The 1,475-nt window shown below is 72.5% G+C and carries 1 protein-coding gene; it reads right to left on the bottom strand.

Going from position 1 to position 1,475, the window contains the following annotated elements:
• Positions 1-178 precede the first annotated feature (178 nt).
• On the bottom strand, positions 179-1,475 hold a 1,297-nt coding region (locus H5J30_RS32905; RefSeq protein WP_181791345.1), incomplete at its 5' end, for a family 43 glycosylhydrolase.

Raw genomic sequence — 1,475 nt, 5'->3', positions numbered from 1 at the left:
CGCGGCGTCGCAGCCGGTCAGCGTCACGGCCGCGGTGGCGGCGGCAAGGAGCAGCGGCAGCAGGCGGCGTATTCGTCTCACGGCACTCGCACTTCACGTCGGAGCCGGGACCCCGGCCGGGCCCCGGCTCCGCATGCTAACGGTGTACGGGTCAGAACATCCCGGCCACCGGCGGCGCCTACGGGTAGACCTCCGCCCGGTCTACGGACACGAACGCCGCGCCCGAGTCGGGGTTCTTCTCGCCCGTCACCCGGATCCGTACCGTGTGCTCGCCGCGCGGCAGCTCCGGGCTCACCCACTGGAGCTGCTCGCCGACGCGCGGGCTGCCGTAGTAGTCGACGCGCTGCTCCGGGCCGCCGTCGACGGAGATGGCGGCGATGCCGTTGCCGGTGTCCTTGACCGACAGCAGCGCGAGCCGCGTCCCGGTGAAGCGGAGCGTCGCCGTCGCACCGGCCTCCGCGCTCCAGTGGTCGTTGCCCCAGAAGCACTGCACGGCGCAGCCGCTGCCGGAGTTCCAGGTGCCGGTGTACGTCACCTGGGGGTCGGTGTCGTTGAGCGCCGTGGTGCCGGGGCCCGGGTCGCCTGCGGGCAGGTCGATGGTCGCGCCCGCGGCCACCGGGGTGCCGAGGTCGGGGCGGCCGTCGGCGGTCCAGCCGATCTTCTGCACCCGCGTGGTGCGCCAGCTGTAGGTGTACGTCGTCGTGTTCTTCGCGTGGTACGCGATCCAGTCCTCGCTGCCGTCCGGCGACTTGAAGAAGAAGTGGTGCCCGGGGCCGTAGACGCCCGCGGCGTCGTTGCGCGAGAACATCGGGCCGGGCTCCTGCCGCCAGGCGGCGGGGTCGAGCGGGTTCGCGCCGGGGGCGAGCGACTTGGCCCAGACCGCGTAGTCGGGCTTGCCGGTGTCGCAGGCGGAGTACGTGAGGTAGAGGCGGCCGTCTGCGTTGTGGAGCGGGGTGGGGCCTTCCCGTACCTCGGGGCAGTTGCCGTCCGCGGGGAGGTGGACGCGGCCGCCGGAGAGGGTCCAGGGGTTGGCCATGGGGGCGACGAAGAGCTGGTTGCCGACGCCGTCGTCGCGCTGGCCGCTCCAGGCGAAGTACAGCTTGCCGTCGTGCCGGAAGGGCTCGCCGTCGATGGCCCAGCGGTCGTTGCCGGAGTCGGCGACCTTGGCCTTGAAGTGGTACGGGCCGAGCGGGTCGCCGCCCTCGGACTCCAGCACGTACATGCGGTGGGCGGCGTCGTTGCCGTCGCTGGCGGTGTAGTAGAGGTACCAGCGGTCACCGTCCTTGAGGAGGCCGGGGGCCCAGATCTGCTGGTTGCGGGAGGGGTCGCTGTCGCGCCAGACCTCGTGCGGGGAGGCGGTGAGGAGGGTCGCGACGGAGGGGGACTTCCACATGCGGATGGCGTCGCCCTGGGTGGTGGCGACGTAGTAGTTGCCCTCGTGGGTGACGAGGGTGGGGTCGGCGCCGGTGTTGACG

The organism is Streptomyces phytophilus (assembly GCF_013870535.1).
Lineage (GTDB): Bacteria > Actinomycetota > Actinomycetes > Streptomycetales > Streptomycetaceae > Streptomyces > Streptomyces phytophilus.
This window is presented reverse-complemented; position numbering and strand designations above follow the sequence as displayed.